Annotated in this window: 12 protein-coding genes; 5 read left to right on the top strand and 7 right to left on the bottom strand. The window is 61.3% G+C overall.

Features of this window, described 5'->3' with window-relative positions; genetic code table 11:
• The first annotated feature begins 46 nt into the window (after window positions 1-46).
• The gene (zigA, locus tag BMW74_RS06725; protein WP_093415441.1) at window positions 47-1,255 is read left to right on the top strand and encodes a zinc metallochaperone GTPase ZigA; all 1,209 of its coding nucleotides are present in this window, start codon (window positions 47-49) and stop codon (window positions 1,253-1,255) included.
• 88 nt (window positions 1,256-1,343) lie between these two features.
• Window positions 1,344-2,315, top strand: a complete 972-nt coding sequence (locus BMW74_RS06720; RefSeq protein ID WP_093415437.1) for a CobW family GTP-binding protein — start codon at window positions 1,344-1,346, stop codon at window positions 2,313-2,315.
• Window positions 2,316-2,319: 4 nt separating this feature from the next.
• Here BMW74_RS06720 and BMW74_RS06715 read toward each other — a convergent pair whose 3' ends face one another.
• Complete coding sequence (locus BMW74_RS06715; protein WP_093415434.1) at window positions 2,320-2,721, bottom strand: DUF3301 domain-containing protein; 402 nt, start codon at window positions 2,719-2,721, stop codon at window positions 2,320-2,322.
• Window positions 2,722-2,836: 115 nt separating this feature from the next.
• Here BMW74_RS06715 and pdxY point away from each other — a divergent pair, with 115 nt between their 5' ends.
• A complete protein-coding gene (pdxY, locus tag BMW74_RS06710) occupies window positions 2,837-3,709 on the top strand; it encodes a pyridoxal kinase PdxY (protein ID WP_093415431.1) in 873 nt (290 codons plus the stop codon).
• Between the two features lie 112 nt (window positions 3,710-3,821).
• On the opposite strand, the gene BMW74_RS06705 is transcribed toward pdxY, so the two are convergent.
• Window positions 3,822-4,304: an acyl-CoA thioesterase gene (locus BMW74_RS06705; protein ID WP_093415429.1), complete on the bottom strand. Its 483-nt coding sequence runs from the start codon at window positions 4,302-4,304 to the stop codon at window positions 3,822-3,824.
• 239 nt (window positions 4,305-4,543) lie between these two features.
• Between BMW74_RS06705 and BMW74_RS06700 the strand changes: the two genes are divergently transcribed.
• Complete coding sequence (locus BMW74_RS06700; protein WP_093415426.1) at window positions 4,544-6,307, top strand: cation:proton antiporter; 1,764 nt, start codon at window positions 4,544-4,546, stop codon at window positions 6,305-6,307.
• A 60-nt stretch (window positions 6,308-6,367) separates the two neighbouring features.
• On the opposite strand, the gene BMW74_RS06695 is transcribed toward BMW74_RS06700, so the two are convergent.
• From BMW74_RS06695 to uvrD, 4 genes are all read right to left on the bottom strand, one after another.
• On the bottom strand, window positions 6,368-6,775 hold the full coding sequence (locus tag BMW74_RS06695) for an SMI1/KNR4 family protein (protein WP_093415423.1): 408 nt from the start codon (window positions 6,773-6,775) through the stop codon (window positions 6,368-6,370).
• 133 nt (window positions 6,776-6,908) lie between these two features.
• Window positions 6,909-7,781: a Tim44 domain-containing protein gene (locus BMW74_RS06690; protein ID WP_093415420.1), complete on the bottom strand. Its 873-nt coding sequence runs from the start codon at window positions 7,779-7,781 to the stop codon at window positions 6,909-6,911.
• Window positions 7,782-7,958: 177 nt separating this feature from the next.
• Complete coding sequence (locus BMW74_RS06685) at window positions 7,959-8,399, bottom strand: EamA family transporter (protein WP_093415416.1); 441 nt, start codon at window positions 8,397-8,399, stop codon at window positions 7,959-7,961.
• 137 nt (window positions 8,400-8,536) lie between these two features.
• Complete coding sequence (gene uvrD / locus BMW74_RS06680) at window positions 8,537-10,720, bottom strand: DNA helicase II (RefSeq protein ID WP_093415413.1); 2,184 nt, start codon at window positions 10,718-10,720, stop codon at window positions 8,537-8,539.
• A gap of 261 nt (window positions 10,721-10,981) precedes the next feature.
• On the opposite strand from uvrD, the gene BMW74_RS06675 reads away from it, so the two are divergent.
• Window positions 10,982-13,849 (top strand): putative bifunctional diguanylate cyclase/phosphodiesterase, encoded by a 2,868-nt coding sequence (locus BMW74_RS06675; protein WP_093415410.1) that lies wholly within the window; start codon window positions 10,982-10,984, stop codon window positions 13,847-13,849.
• Between the two features lie 66 nt (window positions 13,850-13,915).
• Here BMW74_RS06675 and BMW74_RS06670 read toward each other — a convergent pair whose 3' ends face one another.
• Window positions 13,916-14,230 (bottom strand): hypothetical protein, encoded by a 315-nt coding sequence (locus BMW74_RS06670; protein ID WP_093415407.1) that lies wholly within the window; start codon window positions 14,228-14,230, stop codon window positions 13,916-13,918.
• Window positions 14,231-14,526 lie beyond the last annotated feature (296 nt).

Below are 14,526 nucleotides of genomic sequence, written 5' to 3'. Positions count from 1 at the left end.
AAAAACAGCGCCCAGCCTGGCGTCCACTCCTGATGAGGAATACCTGATGCCCAATCGTCTCCCCGTGACCGTCCTCTCCGGGTTTCTCGGCGCCGGTAAAAGCACCTTGCTCAACTACGTCTTGCGCAATCGCGAGCACCTGCGGGTGGCGGTGATCGTCAATGACATGAGTGAAATCAACCTCGACGGCGGTGAGGTCCAGCGTGACGTCACCTTGAGTCGCGCCGATGAAAAACTCATCGAAATGAGCAATGGCTGCATCTGCTGCACCCTGCGCGAGGACTTGCTGGTGGAGGTCGGCAAACTCGCCCGCGAAGGTCGCTTCGATTACCTGTTGATTGAGTCCACGGGGATCTCGGAGCCGCTGCCGGTGGCCGAGACATTTACCTTTCGCGACGAAGACGGCCAGAGCCTGGCGGACATCGCGCGGCTCGACACCATGGTCACGGTGGTCGATGGCATCAACTTCCTGCTCGACTACCAGGCTGCCGAAAGCCTCGCGTCGCGGGGCGAAACCCTGGGGGATGAGGACGAACGCTCCATCACCGACCTGCTGATCGAGCAGATCGAGTTCGCCGATGTGCTGTTGATCAGCAAGATCGACCTGATCAGCCGCGCCGAGCGTGAAGAACTGATCGCGATCCTCAAGCGGCTTAATGCTCAGGCGCACATCATCCCGATGGTCATGGGCGAAGTGCCGCTCAAGGCGATTCTCAACACCGCTCGTTTCGACTTCGAAAAAGCCGCCCAGGCACCGGGCTGGTTGCAGACACTGCGCGGTGAACACGTGCCGGAAACCAGCGAATACGGGATCGCCTCAACGGTCTACCGGGCTCGCCGGCCCTTTCATCCCCAGCGCTTCTTTACCTTCATCAATCGCCCTTGGGTGAACGGCAAATTGCTGCGTTCCAAGGGTTTTTTCTGGCTGGCCAGCAAACATCAGGACGCGGGCAACTGGTCCCAGGCCGGTGGCTTGATGCGCCATGGCTTCGCGGGCCGCTGGTGGCGGTTTGTGCCCAAAAGCCAGTGGCCACAGGATCAGGAGAGCACGGCGGCCATCATGAACAACTGGGCCGCGGACACCGGTGACTGCCGCCAGGAACTGGTGTTCATCGGCCAGAACATCGACTTCGCCCGGCTTGCGTCCGACTTGGACGGTTGCCTGCTCAACGATGATGAAATGACATTGGGTGCAGAAGGCTGGAGGCTGATGGCTGACCCGTTTGGCCCTTGGTTCGAAGAGGAGGCCGCGTGATGTTGGCGCCCGCCTGAGCCATGCGGCGATAGTGAATAACCGCCCGCTCAGGCATATTGGCGGCATTACGACCGTGAAACCCTCAACCATGTTGCAGAACATCCCCACCCACGTCATCGCCGGGCCCCTGGGTGCCGGCAAGACCAGCCTGATCAAGCACCTGCTGGCGCAGCGCCCGGCCAACGAGCGTTGGGCGGTGCTGATCAACGAGTTCGGTCAGATTGGCCTCGACGCCGCATTGCTGACCACCGATGCCGAGGGTATTGCCTTGGGGGAAGTGGCGGGCGGCTGCCTGTGCTGCGTCAATGGTGCGCCGTTCCAGATTGGGCTGGGGCGCTTGCTGCGCAAGTCCCGGCCTGATCGTTTATTTATCGAACCCTCCGGGCTGGGGCATCCGGCGCAGTTACTCCGGCAACTGAGCGAAGCGCCGTGGCAGGGGGTGTTGGCGATCCAGCCCAGCGTGTTGGTGCTGGATGCCCAGGCATTGGCGGCTGGCCAGCCACTCCCGGCCGCGCAGCAGGCCACGTTGCCGGTCGTGGGATTGCTGCTGCTGAACAAGTCCGAGTCGTTGAGCGCTGCCGATCGCCAGCGGATCACCGCGCTTCTCCCGCCGTGCCCGGTGCATTGGACACAACACGGGAGGTTGGCGTTGGACCAACTGCCGGGGGTGAGGAATCAGGCGGTGGGGGCTGTGGATAACTTTCGCGTGCCGAAAGGGCTGGCGCAGATGCCGGCGCTGTGGACAGATAAGACGCAGCCACTCTGCCTGAGCCAGCAGCAGGAGGGCGGTTGGAGCATTGGCTGGCGCTGGCATCCCACGCAAGTGTTCGACCCGCGGTTGATCCAGTCCTGGCTTGAAGCGCTGGATTGGCGGCGCGCCAAGCTGGTTATCCACAGCTCGCCAGGTTGGTGCTCGGCCAACGCGCTGGACAATGCGCCGCTCAGTTGGCAACCGAGTGAATGGTGCCAGGACTCGCGTATCGAACTGATCTTCACCGAGCCCCAAGACACCGAAGCGCTGCAGGCTGGCCTTGCCCGTTGCCACAAGGGCTCTGTCTGAGGCCTTAGTGACGCGACTTGTTGTGATCCTGGCGCCATTGGCTCAACTCGATGACCTCGGCGCTGACGGGCGGCGTGGGCTGTTCCTCGAACGGCATCGGGTAGGGCGCGAGTTCGATGCTTGCGCTGTGAGCGCCGAATTGGGTGATGGTGCCGGTGTGGCGGGCTTCGCCAGTCACCGTGAACTCAAAGTTATAGATCCGGGCCAGGCGCCGGCGACCGTTGGCGTCCTTGACGATGCCGATCTTTTTCAACGCAACGTTGCCATCGAGCAGTTCGATGTTGAGTTTGGCGCAATGGCGCTTGACCCGCTCCAGCGCCCGCTCGCGCAAACCGTGGTTGTGCCACAGCCAGGCGGCGCCGGTTGCCAGCAGCATCAACACGAAGATGTTTCCAAGGGTCAGCATCAACAAAACTCCAACGAATGGGCATCAGCTTAACTGCGACGTTGGCCTGTCGTACAGGCTGTGTTTAGTCGCATACTGCGCGGCTCCAATTTCACTCGTTTTACGGACTCCCCGCATGAAACGTACACCTCATCTGCTTGCCATCCAGTCCCACGTGGTTTTTGGTCACGCCGGCAACAGCGCCGCGGTTTTCCCGATGCAGCGGGTCGGGGTGAATGTCTGGCCGCTGAACACGGTGCAGTTCTCCAACCACACCCAATACGGCCAGTGGACCGGTGAAGTGCTGGCACCGCAGCAGATTCCCGAGCTGGTGGAGGGCATCGCCGCCATTGGTGAGCTGGGCAACTGTGATGCGGTGTTGTCGGGCTACCTGGGCAGCGCCGCGCAGGGGCGGGCGATCCTCAGTGGGGTGGCGCGGATCAAGGCGATCAACCCCAACGCGTTGTACCTGTGCGACCCGGTGATGGGTCATGCCGAGAAGGGCTGCATCGTGCCCGCCGAGGTCAGCGACTTCCTGCTGGATGAAGCGGCGGCAGTGGCGGACTTCATGTGCCCGAACCAACTGGAGCTGGACAGTTTCTCCGGGCGCAAGCCGCAGTCGCTGTTCGATTGCCTGGCGATGGCCCGGGCGCTGCTGGCACGTGGGCCGAAGGCGGTGCTGGTCAAGCACCTGGATTATCCCGGCAAGTTGCCGGACGGATTCGAGATGTTGCTGGTGACCGCCGAAGGCAGTTGGCACCTGCGTCGTCCACTGCTGGCGTTTCCGCGTCAGCCGGTGGGCGTGGGCGACCTGACCTCGGGGCTGTTCCTGGCGCGGGTGTTGTTGGGCGATAGCCTGGTGGCCGCGTTCGAGTTCACCGCCTCGGCCGTCCATGAAGTGCTCCTGGAAACCCAGGCCTGCGCGAGTTATGAGCTGGAACTGGTGCGGGCCCAGGATCGGATCGCCCATCCCCGGGTGAAGTTCGAGGCGACATCGATCAGCCTCTGAGTGGGTGTTAAGCCCAATCGCGAGCAGGCTCGCTCCCACACAAGATCACACGTGGGAGCGAGCCTGCTCGCGAAGGCAATCCAACGAAGGCGACAAGGCAGTCTGACCGGCCTCAGGCGTCCGCCTTGATCTCCTGATAGCGCTTTTCCATCTCCTGGCGAATCTGCCGGCGCTGCTTACCCTGGATGTAGCGGCGCTTGTCTTCGCTGTTCTGCGGCTGCAGCGGCGGCACCTGTGCAGGTTTACGCTGCTCATCGACCGCGACCATGGTGAAGAAGCAACTATTGGTGTGGCGCACCGAGCGCTCGCGGATGTTCTCGGTCACCACCTTGATGCCCACCTCCATCGACGTGTTGCCGGTGAAGTTGACCGATGCCAGGAAGGTCACCAACTCACCCACGTGGATCGGTTCACGGAAGATCACCTGGTCCACCGACAAGGTCACCACATACTGACCGGCATAACGACTGGCACAAGCGTAGGCCACTTCGTCGAGGTATTTGAGCAGCGTGCCACCGTGGACATTGCCAGAGAAGTTGGCCATGTCAGGGGTCATCAATACCGTCATCGACAGTTGGGCGTTTCCGGGTTCCATAGCGCACTCACGGTTCTAGGCAGGGATTACGGGAGTGCCTCTGCGGGCACTTGAACAATTTCAAAGCGTCGTTAACGGGACGCCGCGTCAATGGCGGCCGTCACGCTTGTGTCTATCTGTTTCCATATATTGCACCGCATTTCTGCCAGAAGTCGTGGTGTTACCCTGCAAAAGCCCTTCCAGCGGGCGTTTTTCGTTGATCCGCAACGCTTGTCCGCCCCCACTCAGGAGCCATCGCCATGCATGCCATCAGTTTCATTCAGGACCTGGCAGTGATCATGTTGATAGCCGGTGTGGTGACCATCGTGTTCCACCGGCTCAAGCAACCGGTGGTCCTGGGCTACATCGTCGCGGGTGTCATTATTGGCCCGCATACCCCGCCGTTCGGGCTGATTCACGACGAAGAGACCATCAAGATCCTCGCCGAGTTGGGGGTGATCTTCCTGATGTTCTGCCTGGGCCTGGAGTTCAGCCTGCGCAAGTTGTTCAAGGTCGGCGCGACGGCGTTCATCGCCGCGTTCCTGGAAATCGTGCTGATGATCTGGATCGGCTACGAAATTGGCCGCTGGTTCGACTGGAACACCATGGACTCGCTGTTCCTGGGCGCGATCCTGGCCATTTCCTCGACCACCATCATCGTCAAGGCCCTGAATGACCTGAAGATGAAGAACCAGCGCTTTGCCCAGTTGATCTTTGGCGTGCTGATTGTCGAGGACATCCTGGGCATCGGCATCATTGCCTTGCTGTCGAGCATCGCGGTCAGCGGCACCGTGAGTTCCGGCGAAGTGTTCTCCACGGTGGGCAAGCTCTCGTTGTTCATGATCGTGGCGCTGGTGGTGGGGATCCTGCTGGTGCCGCGCCTGTTGGCCTATGTGGCCAAATTCGACAGCAACGAGATGCTGCTGATCACCGTGCTGGGCCTGTGTTTCGGCTTCTGCCTGCTGGTGGTCAAGCTTGAATACAGCATGGTGCTGGGGGCGTTCCTGATCGGCGCGATCATGGCCGAATCCCGGCAATTGGTCGACATCGAGCGGCTGATCGAACCGGTTCGCGACATGTTCAGTGCGATCTTCTTTGTCGCCATCGGCCTGCTGATCAATCCGCAGATTCTTGTGCAATACGCCTGGCCGATCGCGGTGATTACCGTCGCCGTGGTGCTGGGCAAGATGCTGTCCTGCGGGCTTGGGGCGTTTATCGCGGGCAATGACGGCCGTACCTCACTTCGGGTCGGCATGGGTCTGTCACAGATTGGCGAGTTTTCCTTCATCATTGCGGCGCTGGGCATGACCTTGCAGGTCACCAGCGACTTCCTCTATCCGGTGGCCGTCGCGGTGTCGGCCATCACCACCTTGCTCACGCCGTACCTGATTCGTGCCGCCGATCCGCTGTCGCTGAAGCTCGCCGCCGTGATGCCGACGCGTGTGGCTCGCGTGCTGGGCATGTACGGCGAATGGCTGCGCAGCATCCAGCCGCAAGGCGAGGGCGCGCTGCTGGCGGCGATGATTCGGCGAATTCTGTTGCAGGTGGGGGTCAACCTGGCACTGGTGGTGGCGGTCTTCTTCTCGGGCGGGTTCTTTGCCGGGCGGATCTCCAGCTACCTGCAAGACTGGGTCAGCGATCCTGGTTGGCACAAAGCCCTGATCTGGGGTGGGGCGCTGCTGCTGTCGCTCCCGTTTCTGATTGCCGCCTATCGCAAGCTCAAGGCGCTCTCGATGTTGCTGGCGGAAATGGGCGTGAAACCGGAGATGGCCGGCCGCCACACGCAACGCGTACGTCGGGTGATCGCCGAAGTGATCCCGATCCTTTCGTTGTTGGTGATTTTCCTGCTGTTGGCGGCCTTGTCGGCCAGCATCTTGCCAACCAACAAATTGCTGGTGCTGATTGCCGTGGTGGCTGCCGCGGTGGCGGCGCTGCTATGGCGCTGGTTTATCCGCGTGCATACGCGCATGCAGATTGCCCTGCTGGAAACCCTGGACAATCACAAGGACGCGTCGGGGCACTGAAACCAGCCCCCGTAGCCGCTGCCGACGCATATCGCGCCAGCGGCTACGGGTCACGGGTGATCAGCTTTCCAGCCAGACGTCCCGCGCCCAGTGCCACACCGATTCCCAGGTTTCTTCGGCAATCAACTCGTCTTCGGCCTGCCAGAGCACCACGGTGCCGTCTTCTTCTACGCAGTAATAGTCATCACCGTCCTGGCAGATCGGGATCAGGCTGCGCTCCACGCCTGCGTCCCACGCGTTGGCGGCAACGTCCGGCAGGTAAGTGTGCGATTGCGGGTCGGTGACGGTCACCGGCTCCAGGCTGCCGTAGACGACATCACTGACGGTCAGCAGGAATTCTCTGAAGACGAATGGGATATCGATGAACAGTTGTTCCTCGATTTCCACCAGTTGGTCTTCGTCAGGTAGCTCCAAGGGTACCGGTACCGGTTCGTTGGCTTCACGCAGTTGTTCGATGATTTCTTCCACGGCCGGGATCCTCGTGCTGATGGCGCGGTTAATAGGAGGCGGTTTATACAGTAGCTCGCTATGGATGTAACCGCGAAATAGAAAACCCCGGACAAGTCCGGGGTTTTTATGACTGCATGCAAACGCGCAAGGATCAGCCGTTCTGGCGGATACCGGCCACCAGCCAAGGCTGGTTCTCGCCTTGCGGACGTTCCATGTTCCAGCTTTCGCTGAACACTTCGCCCTGGTCGAAACGCGAGGTCTTCGACACACCGCTGAAGGTCAGGGTGGCGATGGTCTTGTCTGCGCGATCATCCACGCCATCCAGTTGAACGGTGAGGTTGTCGATATAGGTGGACTGGAAGGCATCACCCAGCTCGGCACGCTCGCGCTTGAGGAACTCCAGCAGTTGCGGGGTCACGAACTCGGCGATCTTGTCCATTTCGTTGGCGTCCCAGTGTTGCTGCAGGGACTGGAAGTGGCTACGCGCAGCTTCAACGAAGCGCTCTTCGTTGAACCAGGCCGGTGCATTGATCACCGGACGGGCGGCGGCCGATGCCGCCGAGCCACCGAAGATGGAGCCCATGGCCGGCTTTTGCTCGAACACTTCACGCTGCATCGGCGCGCCGGCAGGTGCCAGGTGCTCCTGCTGCTTGCGGCGACGGGCGGCGATGAAGCGGAAGATCACAAACGCGATGACCGCCATGATCAGGATGTCGAAGATCTGCATGCCCTGGAAACCGCCGCCCATGAACATGGAGGCCAGCAGGCCACCGGCCGCGATACCGGCCAGAGGGCCGAGCCAGCGCGAAGCGCCACCGGCCTTGGCAGCCGCGCCCGCGGCACCGGCAGCACCAGCGGTCGCAGCAGCGCCGCCCATGCCTGGAGAAGAAGGCGCCATTTGGCTGGTCTGGTGAGACGGCGCAGCGCCGGAGCTCTTGCCGCCACCAAAGCGTTTGGCGTTGGCGTCAAGGCTCATCGTCAGGCCGATGCACAACGCCATGGCGATGCTAAGAAAACGTTTCATAAAGGGAATTCCCATTTGTGGATGGCACGCGCGCCATGTTGCACAGGTGAACTGGCATAGGCTAGCGGCGATATGTTTCGGGCTTTTGCCTGACAGGCTAGATTCAGCTCGGTCGGCACAAGCGGCGTATGTACATTTGTCAGTAAGGCGAGTGGATGGGCTCAGTAGGAAAATCGCCTAGCGGCGCAGCGCCAACATGACCACGCCTGCCGTGATCAAGCCAATCCCGCCCCATTGGCGCAGGTCGAGCTTCTCGCCCAGCAGGATCACGCCGAGTACCGCCACCAGCACCACGCTGAGCTTGTCCACGGGCGCTACCAGCGACGCCGGCCCGAGCTTCAGTGCCCGGAAGTAGCAGATCCACGATGCGCCGGTGGCCAGCCCCGAGAGCAGCAGGAACAGGTAACTCTTGGGGGAAATCGATCCCAATGCTTGATATTGGCCCGTGGCGTACAAAATCAAGGCCAGGCTGACCAATACCACCACGGTGCGCAGCAAGGTGGCGAAGTCGGAGTTGACGTTCTCGATGCCGACCTTGGCGAAAATCGCGGTCAGGGCGGCGAACACGGCCGACAGCAGGGCCCAGAATGTCCAAGAGGAAAAGAAGCCTGAGCTCATGAGTTCTGTCCTGATGATGAACGCCAAACCCGTGGGAGCGAGCCCGCTCGCGAATACGTCGGCACATTCACGATCAATGTTGCCTGACACACCGCGATCGCGAGCAGGCTCGCTCCCACAGTGGACTTGCGTAAGGTCTAGACCGCCTCCAGCTTGGCGTACCCCAGCATCAACCACTTGCTGCCTTCGCTGAAGTTCACCTGCACCCGGGCCTGCGCCCCGGAGCCTTCGAAGTTGAGGATCACCCCTTCGCCGAACACCGCATGTTGCACTTGCTGGCCGAGGCTGAACGCCGTCTCCGGGATCTCGGTACCGGCGAACATGCTGCTGGTGCTCTGCTTGTTGGCCCCGTTGAACGGACGGCTGACGCTATTGGACAGCCGCACTTCCTGAATCAGGCCTTTGGGCACCTCGCGTACGAAGCGTGAAACCTTGTTGTAGGTCTCGCTGCCGTACAAGCGTCGGGTTTCAGCGTAGGTCATCACCAGGTTTTGCATGGCGCGGGTGATGCCGACATAAGCCAGGCGGCGTTCTTCTTCCAGGCGCCCGGGCTCTTCCAGGCTCATCTTGTGCGGGAACAAGCCTTCTTCCATGCCCACCAGGAACACGTAGGGAAACTCCAGGCCCTTGGCACTGTGCAAGGTCATCAACTGGATGCTGTCTTCGTGCTCGTCGGCCTGGGTGTCGCCGGCTTCCAGCGAGGCATGGCCGAGGAAGGCGGCCAGTGGCGTCAGGTCTTCGTCTTCTTCGTTGTTCTCGAAGTTACGGGCGGCGCTGACCAGTTCCTCAAGGTTTTCTACCCGGGCCTGGCCTTTCTCGCCTTTTTCCGCTTCGTGATAGGCGATCAGGCCCGACTGTTCGATGACGGTCTGGGTCATCAGGTGCAGCGGCATCTCGGCGGTTTTCGCCGCCAGGTTCTCGATCAGTTCGATAAAGCCACCCAGGGCACCGGCGGCGCGCCCAGTGAGGCCTTTATTGGCGATCAACAGGCGCATGGCTTCCCACATCGACACATCGCTGTGGCGGGCGTGGTCGCGGATCGCCTCGACGGTCTTCTCGCCAATGCCACGGGCCGGGACGTTGATCACCCGCTCCAGGGCCGCGTCATTGCCACGGCCTTCGAGCAGGCGCAGGTAAGCCATGGCGTTCTTGATTTCAGCGCGTTCGAAGAAGCGCTGGCCGCCATAGATGCGGTACGGAATGCGCTCGCGCAGCAAGGCTTCTTCCAGAACGCGCGATTGGGCGTTGGAGCGGTACAAAATCGCGATATCGCTGCGCGCCAGGCCGGTTTTCAGCGCGCTTTCGATGGTTTCGACAACGTAGCGCGCTTCATCGTGTTCGTTGAACGCGGCGTACAGGTTGATGGCTTCGCCTTCGCCGCCATCGGTCCACAGCTCTTTGCCCATGCGCCCGGTGTTGTTGGCAATCAGGGCGTTCGCCGCCTTGAGGATGCCGGCGGTGGAGCGATAGTTCTGCTCCAGGCGGATGGTCTGGGCATCCGGGAAGTCGTCGGAATACTGATAGATGTTCTCGATTTTCGCCCCGCGCCAGCCGTAGATCGACTGGTCGTCGTCGCCGACCACCATCAGGCTGTCGCCGCCTTTGGCCAGCAGGCGCAACCAGGCGTACTGCACGGCGTTGGTGTCCTGGAACTCGTCCACCAGAATGTGCCGGAAACGTTTCTGGTAGTGCGCCAGCAGGCCCGGGTGGTCACGCCACAGGTCGAGGGCGCGCAGCAGCAGTTCGGAGAAATCGATGACGCCGGCGCGCAGGCAGGCCGCCTCGTAGGCTTCATAGATGCTGCGCATGGTGCCCAGGAACAGGTCACCGCTGGCCTGGATGTGTTGCGGGCGCAGGCCTTCGTCCTTCTGGCCGTTGATGAACCACTGGGCCTGGCGGGCGGGCCAGCGTTGCTCGTCCAGGCCCAGCTCGCGGATCACCCGCTTGACCAGCCGCTGCTGGTCGTCGCTGTCGAGGATCTGGAAGGTCTGGCTCAGGCCGGCTTCCTGCCAGTGCGCCCGCAACAAGCGGTGCGCCAGGCCGTGGAAGGTGCCGACCCACATGCCGGCCGGGTTGATACCCATCAACTGCTCGATGCGATGACGCATCTCGGCAGCGGCCTTGTTGGTGAAGGTCACCGACAGGATCGAGTGCGGGGACGCGTTCTCGACCTGGATCAACCAGGCGATACGGTGCACCAGCACACGGGTTTTACCGGAGCCAGCCCCGGCCAGGACCAACTGACGACCCACGGAGGCAGCTACGGCCTGGCGTTGGGCATCGTTGAGGGAGTTCAGCAAAAGAGAGAGATCATCGCGCATCGGGGCATTCTAGGGTGCTGGGCCACACCGGGCAAACCGAGCGTTGGATTAACCGACAAAAGAATCAAAAAGGGCGACCGACCGGTCACTCATCGCCAGCCCTCGTGGCCCGTGCCTTCGGGGTTTTCGCGGGGCAATCGAGGGGCATTTGTTTCGGCGTTTTTGTGATCTGGAGCAGTTTGGTCCGGGCAATGGCTTGTGTATGCTCCGTCGACGCTTGGGTTTGCACGCCCACTTCTAATAAGAATAAGAACATTGCCTATGACCCTCAGCACCCACCTGCCAGGGCCCCTTGTGGAACCACAGGTTATCCGCGAGCAATACGCCATGGAAATGGCCGTCGAGCGTACGCGCCTGCTCTATCAGGGCTCGCTGCTGCCCACGCTGCTGATGTTGATCAATGGCCTGGTGTGCGCCGGGTTGCTCTGGAGCCCCCAGCACTACGGGCTGGTGAGTGTCTGGTTGGTCTGGCTGCTGTCATTGGTGGCATTGCGGGTGATCCAGGTCGCCGCTTTCGACTCGGCCATGCCCAGTCGTCAGGCACAGCCGGCCTGGCGGCGCATGTTCTTGCTGGGCTCGGCCTTTAGCGGGCTGACCCTGGCCGCTGCGGGGATCGCCCTGGTGCCGGGCGACAACTTCCTGCAACAAGCCTGGGTGTTTGGCCTGATCGGCGCTGCGACGCTGTCGGCCAGCGTCGCCTATGCCGTGAGCCTGCCGGCGTTCCTGTCCTTTACCTTGCCGTGCTTGCTGCCCGCCATCGGCTATCTGTTCTGGGGCGACAACGAACAGCAGCAAGGCTGGGGCTGGCTGGGGTTGATACTCCTGGGCGCCTTGAGCGTGGTCGCGTGGCAGGTCAATCGCTTGATTTCGCGAGGGTTGCTGCGGCGCTTCCAGAATCAGGCGCTGATCGAGCACCTGCAACAGGCACAACGGCGCAGCGATCAACTCAACCAGGCATTGGCCAGGGAAATCGAGCAGCGTCGGCAGGCCGAAGAAGAACTGCGTGAGGCCCAGGTCGGGCTCGAAAGCCGTGTGGCCCAACGCAGCCAGGAACGGGACGCCGCCAATCGCGCCCTGAGCAAGAGTGAAGCGCGCCTGGCGCTGGCCTTGAACGCCAGTGAGTTGGGGCTGTGGGACTGGGACCTGCAAACAGACGAAGTGCATCACACCCAGCTCAAGGAGTTGTTTGGCCTTGAACCGGCGTTCATCACCGCGATGCTCAGCCACCTCAAGCCGCGCCTGCATCCCCAAGACGTGCCGTCGCTGCGCCGGGCGCTGGTGGAGCACCTGAAGGGCCGCACCGACGACTATCAAATCGAATACCGCGTGCGTCACGGCGATGGTCATTGGGTGTGGATCGAAGACCGTGGCCGAGCCGTGGAACGCAGCGCCAGCGGACGGGTCCTGCGCATGGTCGGCACCCGGCGCGACATCAGTGCCAGCAAGAACCAGGAACAACAACGGCAACTGGCGGCCACCGTGTTCGAGGCGGCCAGCGAAGGCATCTTGATCTTTGACCCGGACTACGCGGTGATCGCGGTCAACCAGGCATTCAATCGGGTGTCCGGTTACTCGACCGAGGATTTGCTGGGGCGCAACGTGGTCGAGTTGCCGTGCAGCCGGGACGCCAAGCGCCATTACGGGGCCATCCACCACGCCTTGGAACAGCATGGCAGTTGGCAGGGCGAGTTGGTGGAGGCGCGCAAGAACGGCGAGCTCTATCCGCAATGGTTGCAACTGAGTGCGGTGCGCGATACGCGGGGCAACGTCAGCCATATCGTGGGCTTCTTCGCCGATCTTTCGGCCCGGCGTGAGTCCGAAGAGCGCATGCGCTACCTGACCCATAACGACGAACTCACCGGGTTGGCCAACCGCTCACTGTTCCGCGAGCGCTTGCGTGAGGCCCATCAGCGCGTGCGCCAGGGCAGTCGCAGCCTGGCGCTGCTGCACATCAATCTGGACCGCTTCAAGCTGCTCAACGATAGCCTGGGGCATGAGGTGGCTGACCAACTGCTGCAGAAAATGGCGCGTCGCCTGGTCAGCGCGTTGCCGGAGGCGGACACCATTGCCCGCTTGTCCGGCGATGAGTTTGCCGTGCTGTTCGACGCCTACGGCAGCCTGTCCAGCCTGGCGCGGGTCGCGACCCGATTGCTGGCCAAGCTGCGGCTGCCATTGACGATCGAGGGGCATGAACTGGTGGTCAGTGCGTCGATGGGCATCAGCATGCTGCCCGACAACGCGCGGGAAATGTCGGCACTGATCAGCCAGTCGAACATGGCCATGCAGCACGCCAAGCACTTGGGTGGGAACAACTTCCAGTTCTACACCGACAGCCTGCAGGCCAGCACCCTTGAGCGCTTGCAGTTGGAAAACCACCTGCGCAAGGCTCTCGAGGAGAACCAGTTGACGGTGTTTTATCAACCCAAGCTCTGCCTCGCCAGCGGCCGCCTGAACGCCGCCGAAGCGTTGGTACGCTGGGACCATCCGACCATCGGCCGGATACCTCCGGGGGAATTCATTGGCCTGGCCGAGGAGACCGGCTTGATCGGGCCGATTGGCGAGTTCGTGTTGCGCCAGGCGTGCTGGCAGGCGTGTGAGTGGCAACGCCAGGGGCTGGAGCCTATTCGGGTCTCGGTCAATCTATCGGTGCACCAACTGCGCCAGGGCAAGCTCGTCAGCCTGGTGCGCCAGGTGCTGGAAGAAACCGGCCTGGCGCCGTGCTACCTGGAGCTGGAACTGACCGAAAGCCAATTACTGGACAGCGTCGAGCACATCATCGCGACGTTCCAGCAACTGCGTGACCTGGGGGTGAAGCTGGCCATCGATGACTTTGGCACTGGCTACTCGTCGTTGAGCTACCTCAAGCGCATTCCGGTGGACTACGTGAAGATCGACCAGGCGTTCATTCGCGGGGTGGGCGAGGACGGTGCCGATGCGGCGATCACCCGGGCGATCATTGCCCTGGCCCATGGCTTGTCGCTCAAAGTGGTGGCGGAGGGGGTGGAGACACCCGAGCAACTGGCGTTCCTAGAGGCGCAGTCTTGCGATGAAGTACAAGGCTATCTGATCAGTCGTCCGGTGGATGCCGTGCAACTTGAACAGTTATTAAGAGACAAGCGTGTGAAGTAACTTATATAAACCTGCCAGTGACGCCTATTGAACTGGCAGGGAAATCTCGGGGTGCTGAGACTTTTATTAGTGCGTGATCATCACGTCTTTAATGCTGTGTACGTGTTCACCTTTGTAGAAAATATCGACGCCGGTGACATTGGATGCGCCCAGGGATTTGTAGGTGGCTACTTTGTCCGTGAGCACTTGCAAGTGAACACCTTCAGAGGTGTGCAGCTCCAGCTCGAGCCTCAGGTTGAAGGACTTGTCCTGCTGCGGGCTAACGACCAGGACTGGGGTAACGCCGGGCGTCGCCACGGTGATCGTGCCTTCGGCACGGAAGAACAGATCGCCAGGCATACGGTTGATTTGTGCGAACCAGTTTTTGCTTTCAATGGTCATGTTTAATTAATCCTTAGTTAAGTTTAAGTTGCGTCCTGCCGAGGCGATTATTCATCACGGGTATTTTTATATGAAGCGCCATACTGGTTCGGAATGTAAAAGTGCGACGATAGGCGTTGAAGGGATTATTTATGTTTTTGAGGGGGCGGCCCGCGCGCTGTCGATAAGTGTTGGCCGTGTGGCGTTTGCCGTTGTTCAACTAAGGAATGGGCGGCGCAGCCAGGGGACTATTAAAAAGGCACGGAGCGAAGGCGCAACGCTCAGCAAAAAAAGGCTACATACCACCTGCTCGGCCA

The organism is Pseudomonas sp. ok272 (assembly GCF_900109995.1).
Lineage (GTDB): Bacteria > Pseudomonadota > Gammaproteobacteria > Pseudomonadales > Pseudomonadaceae > Aquipseudomonas.
This window is presented reverse-complemented; position numbering and strand designations above follow the sequence as displayed.